General features: G+C 66.9%; 14 protein-coding genes. 10 read left to right on the plus strand and 4 right to left on the minus strand.

Features of this window, described 5'->3' with window-relative positions; all coding sequences use genetic code 11:
• Complete coding sequence (locus tag HH308_RS20120) at window positions 1–1,218, minus strand: acyl-CoA dehydrogenase family protein (protein ID WP_376767241.1); 1,218 nt, start codon at window positions 1,216–1,218, stop codon at window positions 1–3.
• Entirely contained in the window at window positions 1,205–1,738 is a 534-nt protein-coding gene (locus tag HH308_RS20125; protein ID WP_170196034.1) for a hypothetical protein, read from the minus strand. Before HH308_RS20125 ends, HH308_RS20120 begins: the two co-directional genes overlap by 14 nt.
• 662 nt (window positions 1,739–2,400) lie before the next feature.
• Between HH308_RS20125 and HH308_RS20130 the strand changes: the two genes are divergently transcribed.
• From HH308_RS20130 to HH308_RS29935, 3 genes are read left to right on the plus strand one after another with little or no spacing between them, the layout of a single operon-like run.
• On the plus strand, window positions 2,401–2,853 hold the full coding sequence (locus tag HH308_RS20130; protein WP_170196035.1) for a VOC family protein: 453 nt from the start codon (window positions 2,401–2,403) through the stop codon (window positions 2,851–2,853).
• A gap of 32 nt (window positions 2,854–2,885) precedes the next feature.
• Window positions 2,886–4,082: an amidohydrolase family protein gene (locus HH308_RS29930; protein ID WP_312870741.1), complete on the plus strand. Its 1,197-nt coding sequence runs from the start codon at window positions 2,886–2,888 to the stop codon at window positions 4,080–4,082.
• Window positions 4,079–4,990: an LLM class F420-dependent oxidoreductase gene (locus HH308_RS29935; protein WP_312870742.1), complete on the plus strand. Its 912-nt coding sequence runs from the start codon at window positions 4,079–4,081 to the stop codon at window positions 4,988–4,990. The genes HH308_RS29930 and HH308_RS29935 overlap by 4 nt, the downstream gene beginning before the upstream one ends.
• An 855-nt stretch (window positions 4,991–5,845) precedes the next feature.
• Here the strand turns inward: HH308_RS29935 and HH308_RS20140 are convergent.
• The gene (locus HH308_RS20140) at window positions 5,846–6,898 is read right to left on the minus strand and encodes a 2,3-butanediol dehydrogenase (RefSeq protein WP_170196037.1); all 1,053 of its coding nucleotides are present in this window, start codon (window positions 6,896–6,898) and stop codon (window positions 5,846–5,848) included.
• Between the two features lie 405 nt (window positions 6,899–7,303).
• On the opposite strand from HH308_RS20140, the gene HH308_RS20145 reads away from it, so the two are divergent.
• The 6 genes from HH308_RS20145 (at window position 7,304) to HH308_RS20170 (ending at window position 15,238) form a co-directional block, all read left to right on the plus strand.
• Complete coding sequence (locus tag HH308_RS20145) at window positions 7,304–8,995, plus strand: thiamine pyrophosphate-requiring protein (protein WP_170196038.1); 1,692 nt, start codon at window positions 7,304–7,306, stop codon at window positions 8,993–8,995.
• 82 nt (window positions 8,996–9,077) lie between these two features.
• Window positions 9,078–10,748, plus strand: a complete 1,671-nt coding sequence (locus HH308_RS20150; RefSeq protein WP_170196039.1) for an AMP-binding protein — start codon at window positions 9,078–9,080, stop codon at window positions 10,746–10,748.
• Window positions 10,745–12,226, plus strand: coding sequence for an aldehyde dehydrogenase family protein (locus HH308_RS20155; protein WP_170196040.1), 1,482 nt, complete (start codon window positions 10,745–10,747; stop codon window positions 12,224–12,226). The genes HH308_RS20150 and HH308_RS20155 overlap by 4 nt, the downstream gene beginning before the upstream one ends.
• Window positions 12,227–12,236: 10 nt before the next feature.
• Complete coding sequence (locus HH308_RS20160; RefSeq protein WP_211188668.1) at window positions 12,237–13,154, plus strand: enoyl-CoA hydratase; 918 nt, start codon at window positions 12,237–12,239, stop codon at window positions 13,152–13,154.
• The gene (locus HH308_RS20165; RefSeq protein ID WP_170196041.1) at window positions 13,151–14,170 is read left to right on the plus strand and encodes an acetyl-CoA C-acetyltransferase; all 1,020 of its coding nucleotides are present in this window, start codon (window positions 13,151–13,153) and stop codon (window positions 14,168–14,170) included. Before HH308_RS20160 ends, HH308_RS20165 begins: the two co-directional genes overlap by 4 nt.
• Before the next feature lie 75 nt (window positions 14,171–14,245).
• Window positions 14,246–15,238: an oxidoreductase gene (locus HH308_RS20170; protein WP_170196042.1), complete on the plus strand. Its 993-nt coding sequence runs from the start codon at window positions 14,246–14,248 to the stop codon at window positions 15,236–15,238.
• Window positions 15,239–15,307: 69 nt separating this feature from the next.
• Here HH308_RS20170 and HH308_RS20175 read toward each other — a convergent pair whose 3' ends face one another.
• Complete coding sequence (locus tag HH308_RS20175) at window positions 15,308–15,913, minus strand: TetR/AcrR family transcriptional regulator (protein WP_170196043.1); 606 nt, start codon at window positions 15,911–15,913, stop codon at window positions 15,308–15,310.
• A 62-nt stretch (window positions 15,914–15,975) separates the two neighbouring features.
• Between HH308_RS20175 and HH308_RS20180 the strand changes: the two genes are divergently transcribed.
• Window positions 15,976–16,314, plus strand: coding sequence for an NIPSNAP family protein (locus HH308_RS20180; protein WP_170196044.1), 339 nt, complete (start codon window positions 15,976–15,978; stop codon window positions 16,312–16,314).

Raw genomic sequence — 16,314 nt, forward strand, 5'->3', positions numbered from 1 at the left:
TCAGCCACGGGGCACCTCTCGCCACGGTCCGGAATCGACGCGCGGGTCGCCGGGCAGACCCAGCACCCGTTCGCCGAGAATGTTGCGGAGCACCTCGGAGGTGCCGCCCTCGATGGTGTTGGCGCGGGAGCGGAGGAACCTTTCCTGCACGGTGGCGCCCGTATTCGAGTCGGCCGGGCCGATGTGGCGCATCGTGTAGTCGTCGTAGAGCGTGCCGTCGGGGCCCAGGAGGTCGAGACAGAACTCGTAGACCCGCTGATTCAGTTCGGCACCGACGAGCTTGCCGATGGATCCTTCCGGACCGGGTCCCTGCGCGGTCGCGGTTGCGTGCGCACGTTGAGCGGTGAGCCGCTGTGCCTCCGACCGCAGCCAGAGTTGAGTCAGTCGGTCACGACGGACTGGGCTGCGACGATCCGGCCGCTGCGCCCATAGTGCGACGGCGTCGGAGATCGTGCCGTCACCACGCCGCGAGCCGCTCGCGCCGATCGAGCTACGTTCGTTCATCAACGTCGTCATCGCGACACGCCAGCCCGCGCCGACGGCACCGAGCCGGTGCGCGTCGGGGATACGGACGTCGCTGAGGAAGACCTCGTTGAACTCGGCCTGGCCGGTCATCTGCCGGAGCGGCCGCGTCTGCACACCGGACGCATGCATGTCGACGACGAAGTACGTGAGCCCCTTGTGTTTCGGCGCGTCGGGGTCGGTGCGCGCCAGCAGCAGGGCCCAGCGCGCGCAGTGTGCCAGGGTGGTCCACACCTTCTGCCCGTTCACCACCCATTCGTCACCGTCGCGCACCGCCGATGTGGCGAGCCCGGCGAGGTCGGAGCCGGCGCCCGGCTCGGAGAACAACTGGCACCAGATGTCCTGTGCGGTGGCGAGCGGATGCAGCCACCGACGCTTCTGTTCGTCGGACTGCGCGTGTTCGCACAGCGTCGGCGCGGCCATGCCGGTCCCGATGGGATTGAGCGACACCAGTGAAGGCGCGCCGGCTTCGGCGAAGATCGCGTCGACGACCGGCTGCAGGCCCCGGGCGATGCCCCGGCCGCCGAGGCCGGCCGGAAAGTGGACCCAGGTGAGGCCGGCGTCGAAGGCGGCTTCGAGGAACTCGTCTGCGGAGACCGCGTGGGGATCATGGCTGCGCACGAGAGCGCGCGCGGCCGCGGCCACCTCGGTGGCGGCGTCGGTGATCACCGCGGTTCCGCCGTCAGCTGGCGGCACGGGTCGGATCGATGGTCTTGCCCGCCGCCTCGGCATATTTGTAGGCGTCGTGCTTGGCGATGGTCGGCGCGCTCGCGTCGATTCGGGAGACGCCGGGCAGGCTCTCGAAGTCGGGGCCGAGCTGTTCGGACATCATCTTGCCGAAGTTCGGGTCCATGTACATCCGCTCCCCGGAGATGAGTTTGAGGGCGGGATCGAACGCCATCACCACCAGGTACAGGCCGTTGACCCGCTCACCGTCGAGGTTGTTGAACGACATGTGTGCCTCCCGCAGGAGTGTGTTGCTGGCGACCGCGTGCACTCGCTTCTCAGCGGCGACGTCGCGGCTCTGGTTCGGCAGAATGCGGCGATATGTTTCTCGAACGGCGTCGATGCCGTCGATGGCCAGGCCGAGCGAGGCGAGTTCGTAATGCGGGTTGGGCGCGAGTGTCGCCAGTGTGGCCTCCACGTCCATTTCCAGCTCGGCGATCTCGTGCACGAGCAAGATCTCTTCCATTTCCTTCTTACTGAGTTCGGTCATGACCGTTCCTTCTGACTTGCTGGTGGGCTGTGCTGTATCGCGATTTTGACTATTGCTGATATGGCGGAAGTGAACTGACCGAGTGTGTCTCGGCAAGCGTCGCCCGGTCGCGGAAAGTAGATTGTGCTAGTACGGCAATGAGTGCCGCAACGATTTTGTTGAAGGCTGCAATTATTGATCGTTCACGTCGGAACGTAGGGGACTGGTGGTCGAATCCACTCTAGATAGAACAATCTAGAAAGAAGATACGATTGCGAAATCATGGTGTCAACCCATGGTGCGGGACGGGCCCGCGGCGGCGCGACCGCCGATTGTCGGTGGTTCGCGCCGGGCTGCGCCGGTTTGTCGGCTGCAGGAGTGATCGTGCTCACGCTTGACTGGGGACAGCGACTGCGCTCCCGTCGACCGGCGGCGGCGTCCCTAGCGCGGCGGTCTTGTAGAAATACTATGTGCCATAGGAGATTTCGATGCAATTCGGGCACAGAGCAGAGGCGAACCGAAGTGTCGGAGCCCAAGGGTTGACGTGACGGGGGCCACATGCTTAGTCTGGGCTAGATAGATCAATCTATCGCCCCCGACGTGCGGCTCGCGGACACAGAACCCCCGGCCCTGGCGCGATCAGCTACTCGAAGTCGGCGGGCTCGATGAAAGCGGAGGCAGAGATGGGAATTCAACGAGTTGGCCACGTGGTCGTGAAAATGCGCGACTTGGAGGAGGCGAAGCGATTCTACGGCGGAATCCTGGGTATGACGATCTCGTCGGAATCGCCGATCGCGATCTTCTTCCGGTTCGGCGACTATCACCACGATATCGGCGTGTTCAAAGTCGACGAGAATGCTGAATCGCCGAGTGAGGGGTCGGTGGGCCTGCTGCATTTCGCGCTGGTCGTCGACAGTGAAGCGGCACTCTTGGAGACGTATGAGCATCTCAAGGCGCAGGGCGTCACCATCGAGGCGACTTTCGATCACGGAATGACGCACAGCCTGTATGTATATGACCCGGATGGCAATGCGATCGAAATCTATTGCGAGGTGCCGGAATACGACTGGCGCGCCAATGACGATTTCGTCGGGCATCTGTTGCCGCTGGATCTCGAAGCAGCAGTCGGCGCCTGATCTCACCGAAAATACGACACTGGAGAAATGACGTGAATCTACTTGCGAACGACGTTGACAGCCACGAGATGATTCCCGGGCACCTGCTCGGCGACGTCCTGGGCAAACCCGGCCGGATCATGGGCCGGATATTCGAGGTCGCCGACGAACTGCGACCGGATCCGACGGCCACCAACATGCATCAGCCGGCCATCGTCGGGGACGTGAAAGAGGTTGATCCAGAGGATATTTGGAAGGTGAAGGGACCGTCGGCCCCCAGCGCCATCGATCTCGACCGACGCGTCGAGGTGCTCGACGTGATGGGCATCGAGAACCAGCTCGTATTCCCGACCACCGCGATCGCCGCGATGATGGTCGGAGGGATGAACGACATGGCATTCGAACAGCGCTTCGGTGGCGACGTCTCCATGTTCGAAGGCATGTCGCGATGGGACTTTCGCACCAGTTTCCTGAGCGCGTACAACGACTGGGTCATCGGTGCCCCGGTGCAGGGTGACGGGCGGATCCGGATGGTCGGCATCGTGCCCACCAGTGACAGCCTCGACGAGATGATGGCGACGGCGAAAAGGCTCGTCGATGCCGGTGTCCGCGCGGTCTACCTGCAGGCCGACCAGCCGCCCGGCGGTGTGTCGCCGGCGCATTCGTCGATGGATCCGTTCTGGCGACTGCTGGAAGAGGCCGACGTCGCCGTCACGCTGCACATCGGCACCGAGTTCGCTTTCCTCGACCCCCGATGGTCGTTCGCCGAGACCTTCCTGGATCTGTTCCAGTCCCCGGAGATTCCGAACACGACCATTCACATGTTTGCCACGGTGCACATGGCGGTGGACAACTACCTGTCCACGATGGTGCTCGGCGGCGTCTTCGAGCGCTTCCCCCGGCTACGACTGGGGCTGCTCGAAGTCGGCGCACACTGGGTCGGCAATGCGGCGCGACGGATGGACATGTACCTCGACGTGTTCCCCGGAGCCGCCGCCGCGAAGTTCTCGCTCAAGCCGTCGGAGTTCATGGCCCGCAACGTGCGGGTGTCGCCGTTCAACTTCGAGCCGGTCGACAGGTACATCCTCGACGACCCGAACCTCACCGACGTGTTCTGTTACTCCACCGACTACCCGCACGTCGAGGGCACCAAGGATTCGCTGAACAACATGCTCGCAAAGGTCGAGCCGCTCGGCGACGACGTCACCGCCAAGTTCTTCCGCACCAACGCGGAGTGGCTGCTGCCGTGACAGATCACGCGGGAACGACCAGACTCCCGGCGCCGCTCGGCGTCTGGTCGTTCCAGCTCGACGTCGCGCCCATGGCGCTCGCTCGCGACGCTGCCGCACAGCTGGAGAGTCTCGGGTTCGGGGCGCTGTGGCTGCCCGAAGCCGTTGCGCGCGAACCGTTTGCGAACGCCGCGCTGCTGTTGTCGGCAACCAGTCGGATGGTCGTGGCCACCGGCGTCGCGAATATGCACGCGCGGACGGCGATGACGATGAACGCCGGGTGGCAGACACTGAGTGAGGCGTTCGACGGCCGTTTCCTGCTCGGCCTCGGGGTGAGTCACCAGCCGCTCGTCGAGCAGAACCATCGCGGAACGTACAGCGGCAAACCGTACAGTGCCATGGTCGACTATCTCGACGCGATGGACGCCAGCGCCTACTGGGGTGCACCGGCTGGCGCGCCGCGCCGCGTGCTCGCCGCACTCGGCCCGCGGATGCTGAGTCTGGCCGCGCAGCGCGGTGCGGGTGCGCACACCTACTTCGTGCCCGTCGAGCACACCGAGTCGGCCCGCGCCACGCTCGGCCCGGATGCGTTTCTCGCGCCGGCACAGACGGTCGTCTTCGACACCGACCCGACGTCGGCGCGCGCGAGCGCCCGCGCGTTCATGCGCCGCTACCTCGCCCTGCCCAACTACACCAACAACCTGCGCCGTCTCGGCTGGAGCGACGCTGACCTAAGCGGCGATGGCAGCGACCGGCTGGTAGATGCGATCGTCGCCTGGGGGTCGCTGGATCAGATCGCCGCACGCGTGCAAGACCATCTCGACGCCGGCGCCGACCACGTCTGTGTGCAGGTCCACACCCCCGACCTGCACACACTGCCCCTCGCCCAGTGGCGCGAGCTGGCGTCGATAATTCCGTCGCTGCACTGACCCGAGCCGGTCCGCGTGGCCATCCCGCGATCCCCGAGTGCCGAAGCGAGGTACGGGCGGCGCCACCCCCGCTCCCCGAGTGCCGAAGCGAGGTACGAAGCGTCGCCACCTCGCTCCCCGAGTGCCGAAGCGAGGTACGAGCTTCGGTGTAACGAGGGGTTTGGTGAGACGATGTACCCGGGCCGGGGCGGAACATCTTGGGGGAGCGAGGTTTTCGGTTCCGAGTTCGGGTCACCCCATCTCGTTACACCGACGACTCGCTGCGCTCGCGTCGGTACTCGATGAGCGGAGAGGGGCGAACGGCAAGTTTGATCGCGCCATCCCGATCCCCGAGTGCCGTAGCGAGGTACGAGCTTCGGTGTAACGAGGGGTGTGGTGAGACGACGTGCCCGGGCTGCGACGGAACATCGTGGGGGAGCGAGGTTTTCGGTTCTGAGTTCGGCGCGCCGCATCTCGTTACACCGACGGCTCGCTGCGCTCGCGTCGGTACTCGATGAGCAGAGAGGGGTGAACGGCAAGTTTGATCGCGCCACCCCGATCCCCGAGTGCCGTAGCGAGGTACGAGCTTCGGTGTAACGAGGGGTCTGGTGAGACGACGTGCCCAGGCCGCCGCGACGGAACATCGTGGGGGAGCGAGGTTTTCGGTTCCGAGTTCGGCTCACCCCATCTCGTCACACCGACGGCTCGCTGCGCTCGCGTCGGCACTCGATGAGCGGAGAAGTCCTTCCTCCTACACAAGAATCGTCCCCACTGCGCTGCCCTGAGAGCCGCTGCGGTAACCCCGACATGCTGCGGAGAGGGAATCACCCCAGCGGGAAGGCGACGCGACCAAAAGCACTCGCGCCGCCGCGCACCCTAGCTCACACGCAGCAGAACTTTCGATCCCGTCCCGGTGCGCAGTTGATGCAGCGCGTCGACGATGTCGTCGAGGTCACGCTCCTGCACCCAGCCGGTGGTGTCGTAGAGGCCGTCGGACATGGCGGCGATCACGGCGTCGAACTCGTCGTGTCCGTAGCCGACGGCCCCGACGATCTCCTTCTGCGTCATCATCAGCTCGGTCGGGTTGAGGTGCGTCGGATGTTCATGCAGGGATACGACGACGACCCGCCCATTCGGCGCCAGGCTGGATATGCCGGACTCCAGGGCGGCTCCGGCGCCCGCCGCCTCGATGACGACGTCGAGGCCGCCGCCGTCGGTGAGGGCGGCCACGGCCGCGGAGAGGTCGCCACCTACCGGATCGACGACCGTGGCGCCCAGCGAGGCCATCACCTCGCGTCGCTGGGCACTCGGTTCGGAGACGAGGACCTTGTCGACGCCCCGCGCCTTGAGCGCGAACCACGCACCGATCCCGATGGGGCCCGCACCGGCGACCAATGCGGTTCCACCCGGCTGGACACCGCTACGCGCCACACCGTGCCAGGCCACCGACATCGGCTCTACCAGTGCGCCGGTGAGCAGGTCGACGTCGTCGGGCAGTTTGTGAAACTGCTCTGCGTTCGCGACGACGTATTCCGACAGACCCCCGCCGATGGCGGTCGCGCCGAGGGCGCCCATGAGCGGGCAGGTCATGGGAACGCCGCGCAGGCAGGCGGGGCATTTGCCGCAGGTGGCGAACGTGGGATGGACGGCGCCGCGGTCGCCGACCGACAAGCCGTTGACGCCCTCGCCGACTTCGACGATGGTGCCGGAGAATTCGTGGCCCAGGATCTGTGGCAGCCGGGCGCCGGTCAGCGGGTGCGGCGTGGTCAGGTCGTAGGGGACGCTGTCGAGCGCGAAGTAGAAGTGCAGGTCAGAGCCGCAGATGCCGGCATAGGCGTTGCGGATCTTGACCTGCCCGGGGCCCGGTGTCGGCTCGGGTACGTCCTCGATGCGTACGTCCTGCTGGCCGTGGAGTCGTGCTGCCTTCATGAGTTCCATCCTTCGTTTTGCCGACGCTGTGTCGCGGGTCTGTGCTGATTGTCGGCGGGTCCGGTCGGAGGGATAACCCGACGATCGGAGGGCATTTCGGCACCGCGGACCGCCAGTCGGTCAGGTGCGCTGTGCGACGTCCGACTGGCGGGTCGGCGAGTCGAATGCCCCGACGCCTGGCGGCTGCGGTTGGGTGCCGGCCGGACCAGACTTATGACCACAGCAGCCGCGGCGATCGGGTTGACGTGATGTGCGTCATACGCTTAACTGAGTCTACTAGATCAATCTATCTAGAGCTGGCATTGCACAACTCAGCTCCTTCCAGGCAGTCGCCAACCAGTCCACACACACGGCGATTACTAACTCCCACAACGTTTTCGACCGACACCACAGAGAAGGTTTGACATGGCCCACACCGCAGCCTCCCGGTACCTCACCGCTCTCGCCGAGCGCGGCATCGAGTCGCTCTTCGTCAACGCGGGCACCGACTTCGCGCCGATCGTCGAGGCATACGCCGCCAATCTGGAATCCGGCGGCCCGACGTTGCCGACGCCGATCATCTGCGCCCATGAGAATCTCGCCGGCGGCATGGCGCACGGGGCGGCTCTGCTCACCGGCAAACCGCAGGCGCTGATGGTGCACGTCAACGTGGGCACCGCGAACGTCGCGTGCTCGGTCGCGAACGCCTCGCGCGACCGCATCCCGCTGTTGGTCACCGCGGGCCGATCGCCGATCATCGAGTCCGGCGCCGTCGGCGACCGCGATCTGCCCATTCACTGGTCGCAGGAGATGTACGACCAGGCGAGCATCGTCCGCGAATTCGTCAAGTGGGACTACGAACTTCGTGACCCGCGGCAGGTCGACGCCGTCGTCGACCGCGCGCTGAGTATGGCCACCGCGCAGCCGCAGGGTCCGATCTACCTGTCGCTGCCCCGCGAAGTGCTCGCCGAGTCGGCCGACGAACCGCAACCGCAGCGGCTGGCAACTCCGGTCCCGACGACCATCGAGCCCGACCCGGCAGCCGTCGCGCAGATCGCCGATCGCATCGCAGCGGCCCGCTTCCCGGTCATCGTCGCAACCGGCGCCGGCCAGGACCCAGCCGCCGTAGCGCTCCTCGAAGAGGCCGCGAGCCGATTCGGCATCGGCGTCGCCGACCCGTGGGCGCGCTACCTCAACATCGCCTCCGACCATCCGCGCCGGATCGGCAGCCAGATCGCCGAGGTCTTCCGGCATGCCGACGTCGTGGTCTTCCTCGAGTCCGACGTCCCTTGGATCCCCAAACGTGAGGCGCCCGCGCCCGACACCTTTATCGCGCAGGTCGGCGTCGACCCGCTGTTCTCCGCATATCCGATCCGCTCGCACCGGTCCGATCTGAATGTGAGCGCGACGTCGGCGGCGTTCCTGACCGAGCTGATCGCGGCCCTCGACGCCCGCGCCGACGACATCGACCTGTCCCGGTCCGGCGCGATCGAAGCCGTCGCGACGCAGTACCGGGCCGGGGTGGCCGCACTCCGCGCACAAGAAGCAGCGGTCGACGACGAAACCATCAGCGCCGCAGCGATTTCCGCGGTCCTCGGTGAGCTGCTCGACGACGACGACATCGTCTTCAACGAGTACGTGTCGTACCCGGATCTGTTGGCCCGCACCAAGCCCGGCACCTACTACTTCCTGCCGGCGTCGGGCGGTCTGGGCTGGGGCCTGCCCGCCGCGCTCGGCGCGAAATTCGCCGCGCCCGAGCGCACCGTCGTCGCGACGCTGGGCGACGGCGCGTACATGTTCGCCAACCCGGCGGCCTGCCATCACGCCGCGGCCAAACACGACCTCCCGGTGCTCACCATCATCGCCAACAACAGCAACTGGGGAGCCGTCGACGGCGCGACCGAGCTGGCTTACCCGGCGGGCGTCGCAGTCGCCAACGCCGAGCGCCGCTTCTCCGACCTCTCGCCGTCACCCGACCTCGCCGCCTACTGCACCGCGTCGGGCGGTTTCGGCGTGACCGTCCGCAACCGAAGTGAACTCGCCGATGCCCTCAAGGCCGCGTTGCACGCGGTCCGCGTCGACAAACGTCAAGCGCTCGTCGACGTGCGCACGGCATGACCACCCAGTCCAGTCGCAGGTCCGGATTGCGTTCCCCGTCCGGGCCTGCGGCCCCTCACCTGTTCCCACGATCGGAGTTCTGATGAGATACAACCACGCCGCGTTGTTCGCCGGCGTCGCCGCAGCGACCCCCGACCGCACCGCCATCGTCTTCCGGGACCGCCGACTGAGCTACCGCGACGTCGCCGGACGGGTCAATCGGCTCGCGAATCTTCTTCTTTCCCAGGGGATTACGATCCATCGATCACGCGATCAGCTGCGGCCGTGGGAAGCGGGACAAGATCTCGTCGCGCTGTACCTGCACAACGGCAACGAATACCTCGAAGGCATGCTCGGCGCCGACGCCGCCCGCGCGGCGTCGTTCAATGTCAACTACCGCTACGTCGAAGCCGAACTCGCCTACCTGCTCGACGACGCCGCGCCCCGCGCGGTGATCTATCACGCGCGCTTCGCCCCGACGCTGAGTGCGGTCCTCGATTCGCTCGGCCGACGGCCCGATCTGCTGCTGCAGGTCGCCGACGAGTCCGGCAACGCACTGCTGCCCGGCGCGCTCGACTACGAGCGGGCGCTGGCCGCGTCGAGCCCCGACGTCCCGCCGACGTCGCCCGACGCCGACGACCTGTACGTCGTCTACACCGGCGGCACCACCGGAATGCCCAAGGGCGTGCTGTGGACGCAGGCGGAAATCCTGGAGAGTTCGCTGCTCGCCTTCCTGCCGGCCGGACTGTTCGAGGCCGAAACGCTCGACGACGGACTCGCGCTCATCGCCGCCGCCGAGCCGCGAGTCATGCTGCCGCTGCCACCGTTGATGCACGCGGCGGCGCAGTGGATCGCGCTCGCGGGTGTGCTGTCGGGTGGGACCGTCGTGTTCCCGGCCGTCGTCGACCGTCTCGACGCCGCGTCGGTGTGGGAGGTCATCGACGCCGAGGGCGTGATGTTGATGAACATGGTCGGCAACTCGTTCGCGACACCGCTGCTCGACGAGTTCGAACGCGGCGGCCACAGCGGCGCGACCCTGCAGATGATGGGTTCCGGCGGCGCGGTGTTGAGTGCCGCGGTGAAGAATCGCCTGCTCGACCTTCTGCCGCATGTCGTGGTCGCCGACGTCGCGGGGTCGTCGGAGACCGGATCGCAACTGACCAATGTCAGTTCCATTGCAGCGCAGGCGATTTCAGGCATCTTTACCGCGGCGCCGGGCAGCTGCGTCGTCGACGACGAGCACCGGCGGACCCTGCCGCCGGGCGACCCCGCGACCGGCTGGCTCGGCCGATCCGGAGCCATCCCGCTCGGCTACCTCGGCGACGCCGCGAAGACCGCCCGTACCTTCCCGATCGTCGACGGCCGTCGCGTCGCGATCCCCGGCGATCGGGCCCGACATCTGCCCGACGGCACCATCGAACTGCTCGGCCGCGACTCGGTCACCATCAACTCCGGCGGCGAGAAGATCTACGCCGAGGAGGTCGAGGACGCCTTCATCGTGCAGCCCGCCGTCGCCGACGTCGTCGTAGTGGGGCGCCCGAGTGCGCGGTGGGGCTCCGAAGTGGTGGCCGTCGTCGAGATGACACCCGGCCACGCGTCGACCGACGCGGAACTGATCACCGCGGCCGCCGAGCGGCTCGCGCGTTACAAACTGCCGAAAAGCATTGTCCGCGTGGACAAACTGCTCCGCAGCCCGGCCGGCAAGGCCGACTACCGCTGGGCCCGTGACATCGCAGCTCATCAACCGATCGAAGAGAAGGAACTCGTCCGATGACCGTAACCGCCGACATCACCACCGACCTCACGCCGGCCGAACTGCAACGGCTGCTCGACGCCCAGCGCGCGGCGCAGGCCAACGATCCCATTCCCGACGCCGCCACGCGCCGCGACCGCATCGATCGCCTTGTCGCGGGCGTGCTCGAACACCGAGTGGAACTGGCCGCGGCTCTCGACGCCGACTTCGGGGGCCGGCCGTCGACGACGTCGATGGAGATCGACATCCTCGGTGCACTGCAATCGATCGCGTTCACCCGCGACCACCTGGAGGAGTGGATGGCGCCGACCGAGGTGCCCGCCGGCCTCGACGGACTGATCCCGACCGTCGTCCAGCACCGGCCCAAAGGTGTGGTCGGCGTCATCGGCCCGTGGAACTTCCCGGTCGTCCTCGTCTTCGCGCCCGCCGTCGAAGCCCTCGCCGCGGGAAATCGCGTCATGATCAAGTTCTCCGACATGGCGCCGCGCACCGCCGAAGTGTTCGCCCGCGCCGTCGCGTCCCGGATGAGCCCCGACGAGGTCGTCGTCGTGGGCGGCGGTCTGGCCACCGCGACGGCCTTCAGCGACCTGCGATTCGATCACCTCTTCTTCACCGGCTCACCGAAGGTCGGGCGGATCGTGGCGGCCGCCGCCGGCAAGAATCTAGTTCCCGTCACGCTCGAACTCGGCGGGAAGAACCCCGCAATCGTCGCGCCCGACGCCGACATCGCAGGCGCCGCTCTGCGGATCGCGGGCGGCCGGATGCTCAACAACGGTCAGGTCTGCCTCTCGCCCGACTACGCCTTCGTACCGGAGGCGAAGAAGCAGGAGTTCATCGACGCCTATCGGCAGGCGATCACCACCTACTTCCCGACGTTCGTCGACAACCCCGACGTTGTATCGATCATCGACGACGCGAACTACGGTCGCGTCACCGGACTGATCGACGACGCAAAAGCCAAGGGCGCCACCGAGATCACCGTCGTGTCCGAGGACGAACGCGACCGGCTACCGGTGTCGGAGAGCCGACGTATTCCGCCGACGCTGCTGGTCGACGTCCCCGCCGACGCGGTCATCCACGGCGAGGAGATCTTCGGGCCCGTGCTGGTGCTGCACACTTACTCCGACGTGCGCGACGCCATCGACTACGTCGCGGCGGGGGAGCATCCGCTGTCGTCGTACTGGTTCGGCGGCGACACCCCGGATTTCGAGCGCTTCGTCGTCACGACGTCGTCGGGAGCGGTGTCGCGCAACGACTTCGCCCTGGCGTACAGCAACGACGAGGTGCCGTTCGGTGGAGCCGGAATGAGCGGCTCGGGGGCCTATCACGGCAAGGCCGGGTTCGACACCTTCTCCAATCACCGGCCGATCGCGCAGAGCGACCTGCCGGTGGCGCTGGTGCCCAACCTGCTGCCACCGCTCACCGCGGACCGCGCGGCGGGCGTCGAGGCGATGGCGGCAGGCGCCGTCGGCGCGATTCTCGAGCGCCTGCAGGGGTAGGAGGGCCGCCATGACTGACGTCGACGTGCAGCGGTTCGAGACCATCGTCTACGAGCGACCCGCTGACAAGGTCGCGCGGATCGTGCTGAACCGGGCCCACGCCCGCAACGCGCAGAGTATCCGGCTGCTGTATGAGCTCAATGACGCGTTCAACGTTGCGGCACAGGATGATTCGGTGAGCGTGATCATTCTCGCCGCCGACGGGCCGCACTTCTCGGCAGGCCACGACCTGCGCGACGAGGAGGGGCCGGAGTACTTCGCGGCGCACGATCGCGTCGGAACCTGGTGCGGCTTCGGGTGTGCGGGCGCACAGTCGCAGATGGCGGTCGAGAAGGAGGTCTACCTCGGCTTCTCCGAGCGGTGGCGCAACCTGCCCAAACCGACCATCGCGGCGGTGCAGGGCAAAGTCATCGCCGGCGGTCTGATGCTGGTGTGGCCGTGCGACATCGTCGTCGCGGCCGAGGACGCCCAGTTCCAGGACAACACCGTCGCCATGGGCGTCGCCGGTGCGGAATTCTTCAACCACCCCTTCGAAGTCGGGGTCCGCAAGGCCAAGGAGATGCTGTTCACCGCCGATTCGTTGTCCGCCGTCGAGGCCCGTCAACTCGGCATGGTCAACCACGTCGTCGAGCGAGAAGCCTTGGCGGACTTCACACTTGGTCTGGCATCCCGCATCGCCGAGATGCCCTTGTTCGCGCTGCGGTTGGCCAAGGAGTCGGTGAACGTCGCCCAGGACAATCAGGGGCGGGCCACCGCGATGCAGACGTCGTTCGCCTACCACCAGCTGTGCCACAGTCACAACCAGCAGGTGCATGGCATGCTGATCGACCCGTCATTTCTGCGAGCGACGTTCGGCGACAAGGTATCTCGTGACGTCACGGCTCGTGTGACGACGTCTCAAGTCAGCGCGGCCGGAGCGCAGTCATGAGCGGGGGTGTGGTGCTGGTCGACGCCGGCCGCTCAGCCGTGGTGCCCGACGGTGCGGAATCGACGCAGGCGCCGTCGCAGATCCTGGAAGGCGTCATCGGCGCGCTGCTGGACCGATCCGGGATCCGGCTCGACGACGTCGACGAACTGTTCCTGGCCGATCCGCGCTTCCTGCCGACGGAATCCGCTGTGGCAGAGGAAGGTTGGCAGTTCGCCCGGCCGCCCTTCGGCCTGCGGACTCGAGTCGACGCCACCAGCGCAGCGAGTCTGGAACGGGCGATCAACGCCGTCCGCGGCGATCCGGACCTCGTCGTGGTGGTCGCCGCGTGTGACGTGGGTGCCGCCGAGACCGGCTGCGCCGATGAGCGATGGCTCGGACGGGCCGTCCGGGCCGCGGCCGCTGCTCGGTGGGATGTGTGCGCCGACGACATGCGCGGCTGGATTCAGTCGTCGTATGCGCGCTCGTCGGAGTGTTCTCGCGCAGGCGATTTCGTGCGGGAGATCGTTTCGACGTCGCCCGGCTATCTGGCCGACCGGTTCCGGTCGAAGGGGACCGTGGTGGCCCTGCCGGCATGTGGTGCCAGCGCCGTGGTGCTCACCAGCCCACGCCGCGCGGGCGAATTGGGCGTGCGGTATCGGGCCGGACTGCACACGGCGTGCTGCGCGCCGACGACGACGGGCCCCGGCATCGAACCGCTCGACCCGCAGGCATTCGACGATCTGCTTGCGCCGTGCGGCGTCGACGCGGCGCACCTCGACCAGCTCGAAGTGCCCGAATACGACGCCGTGACCCCGCTCGCCTGGATCAAGGCGACCGGCATCAGCAGGTATCTGGTCAATCCGCGCGGCGGCGACCTGGGATTCGGCAGGCTGCTGCGTTCGGGTCCGCTGCGGTCGCTGGTCAGCATGGTCAACTCGCTGGAGGCGACCGGCGGCCGAGCGGGCGCGCTGCTGGCGACCGACGCCTGCCGGACGGTGGCTGTGGTGCTCACCGTCGGCCATCACGAGTTGGTGTGACGCGAGACCTCACCCCAAACAACATCCAAAATCGCTGTAGTCCAACAAGATCCACGAACCTAACAGGAGTAGTCAATGTCGAAGTCGTTCAAGGCTTTCGTCCTCAACAAGACCGACGGTCAATTCACCGCGGGTGTCCAGAGCCTCACGTTCGACGACCTTCCCGCCGGGGACGTCACGGTGCGCGTCGAGTATTCGAGCATCAATTACAAAGACGGGCTGGCGTGCCTGCCGGAGAGCCCGGTCGTCGCGTCGTATCCGATGGTGCCGGGCATCGACCTCGCCGGCGTCGTCGCCGAGTCGAACGATCCGCGATTCGAGGTCGGTCAGGAAGTGATCGCGATCGGCCGGGATCTCGGCATCGCCCATTTCGGCGGCTACGCCGAGTACACCAGGCTGCCCGCGGCGTGGCTCGAACCGTTGCCCGCGGGCCTGACCTTGAAGCAGGCGATGATGCTTGGGACGGCCGGTTTCACCGCGGGGCTGTCGATCCAGCGACTCGAGGAAAACGGCCTGGTACCCGGCGACGGCCGGGTCCTCGTCACCGGTGCCACCGGCGGCGTCGGCAGCACCGCGGTGAACATGCTCGCGGGCCTGGGCTACGACGTGTCGGCCAGCACCGGCAAGGCCGACGAGCACGACTACCTACGGTCGTTGGGCGCCACCGAAATCCTCGGGCGCGACGAGGTGTCCGCGGCGACCGGTGCACCACTGGAAGGCGAGCGATGGGCGGCCGGCATCGACCCGGTAGGCGGCGACACGCTCGCCTACCTCCTGCGCACCACCCGCTACCGCGGCTCGGTCGCGAACTGCGGGCTCACCGGTGGGCCCGCGCTGACCACGACGGTGCTGCCGTTCATCCTGCGCGGGGTGAACCTGCTCGGCATCGATTCGGTTCAGTGCCCACCGGATGTGCGGGCTCGGGTATGGCAGCGATTGGCCTCGGACCTCAAGCCCGCGGGGCTCGCGGACGCCATCGCCACCGAGGTCACCCTCGACGAGATCCCGGCGACCGCCGGAAGCATCCTGGCCGGAGCGGTGCGGGGCCGGACACTCGTGAGCCTGTAGCCCGTACTGTACGACGCCGGGGCGTCGCCTGCGCAGATGCGCGAGCGACGCCCCGGCGTCATGTGCAGGTCAGCTCTGCACGAGAGCCGCGGTGATGAGCGCGGTGGCGGCGCGGCCCGCGATGTGCAGCGGATCCGGCGACCGCGACGTGCGGGAGAGGAGTACCGCACCTTCCATGAGGCACAGGCACTGCACGGCGAGGTCGTGTGCGAGGCCTGGCGCGATACCGCCTTCGACGTAGCGCGTCTCGAGAACGTCGAGCCAGGAGTCGAACGCCGCGGCGGCCGCTTGCCGAAGTGGCTCGTGCGTGCTCGACGCTTCGAGCGCCGTCGTTGCAACCGGGCAGGTATGCGTGTAGTCGGAGCTGACCATGATCTCCGCGGCGTGCTCGAACGACGTTCGGGTGGCTTCGACCGGATCGGATCCCGGCGGGTGGAATACCTCGATCTGGGCGCGATATTCGGCTGCGCCGTAGGTGAGTGCGGCGGCACCGAGCTCGACCTTGCCGCCGGGGAAGAAGTGATACAGCGATCCGTACGGGGCTTCGGCGTCGGCGAGCACTGTCTTGATGCCGGTACCGCCGTAACCCTGTCGGCTGAACAGTGCGGCTGCGGATTCGATCAGCCGGGTGCGGGTCTGGCGCCGGTCTTCGGGTGCTTCGGCTGCAGTTGTCATGCCTCGACTATACGCTCTAGATCGATCTGTTCAATTCCAGATCGACTTGATAGATTGATCTAATGACAACTAACACACGCACCTTCGAACTCCGCACCTATGTCGCCATGCCTGGCAAGGTCGACGCCCTCGTCCAGCGCTTTCGCGACCACGCCGTCGGGCTGTTCGAGAAGCACGGGATGACCAGCATCGGATACTGGGTCGAATCCGACGACGACGGGAATCCCACCGACAACCTCGTCTACATCGTCGCCCACGACAGCAAAGACGCCGCCAAGGCGTCGTGGGCCGCGTTCTGGGCCGACCCGGAGTGGGCCGAACTGCAGGCGACCGGTGAGCGAGTCACGGCGAGCGCCAATGCCGTCTTCCTCGATCCGACCAGCTTCTCGCCGATCAGCTGA

It is taken from the genome of Gordonia asplenii (assembly GCF_012933505.1).
Classification (GTDB): Bacteria; Actinomycetota; Actinomycetes; order Mycobacteriales; family Mycobacteriaceae; genus Gordonia; species Gordonia asplenii.

Bases quoted from the DNA above. Each gene is read 5' to 3' on its own strand.
- HH308_RS20125 (WP_170196034.1), bottom strand. From the start codon at position 1,738: ATGACCGAACTCAGTAAGAAGGAAATGGAAGAGATCTTGCTCGTGCAC.
- HH308_RS20130 (WP_170196035.1), top strand. From the start codon at position 2,401: ATGGGAATTCAACGAGTTGGCCACGTGGTCGTGAAAATGCGCGACTTG.
- HH308_RS20140 (WP_170196037.1), bottom strand. From the start codon at position 6,898: ATGAAGGCAGCACGACTCCACGGCCAGCAGGACGTACGCATCGAGGAC.
- HH308_RS20145 (WP_170196038.1), top strand. From the start codon at position 7,304: ATGGCCCACACCGCAGCCTCCCGGTACCTCACCGCTCTCGCCGAGCGC.
- HH308_RS20150 (WP_170196039.1), top strand. From the start codon at position 9,078: ATGAGATACAACCACGCCGCGTTGTTCGCCGGCGTCGCCGCAGCGACC.
- HH308_RS20155 (WP_170196040.1), top strand. From the start codon at position 10,745: ATGACCGTAACCGCCGACATCACCACCGACCTCACGCCGGCCGAACTG.
- HH308_RS20160 (WP_211188668.1), top strand. From the start codon at position 12,237: ATGACTGACGTCGACGTGCAGCGGTTCGAGACCATCGTCTACGAGCGA.
- HH308_RS20165 (WP_170196041.1), top strand. From the start codon at position 13,151: ATGAGCGGGGGTGTGGTGCTGGTCGACGCCGGCCGCTCAGCCGTGGTG.
- HH308_RS20170 (WP_170196042.1), top strand. From the start codon at position 14,246: ATGTCGAAGTCGTTCAAGGCTTTCGTCCTCAACAAGACCGACGGTCAA.
- HH308_RS20175 (WP_170196043.1), bottom strand. From the start codon at position 15,913: ATGACAACTGCAGCCGAAGCACCCGAAGACCGGCGCCAGACCCGCACC.
- HH308_RS20180 (WP_170196044.1), top strand. From the start codon at position 15,976: ATGACAACTAACACACGCACCTTCGAACTCCGCACCTATGTCGCCATG.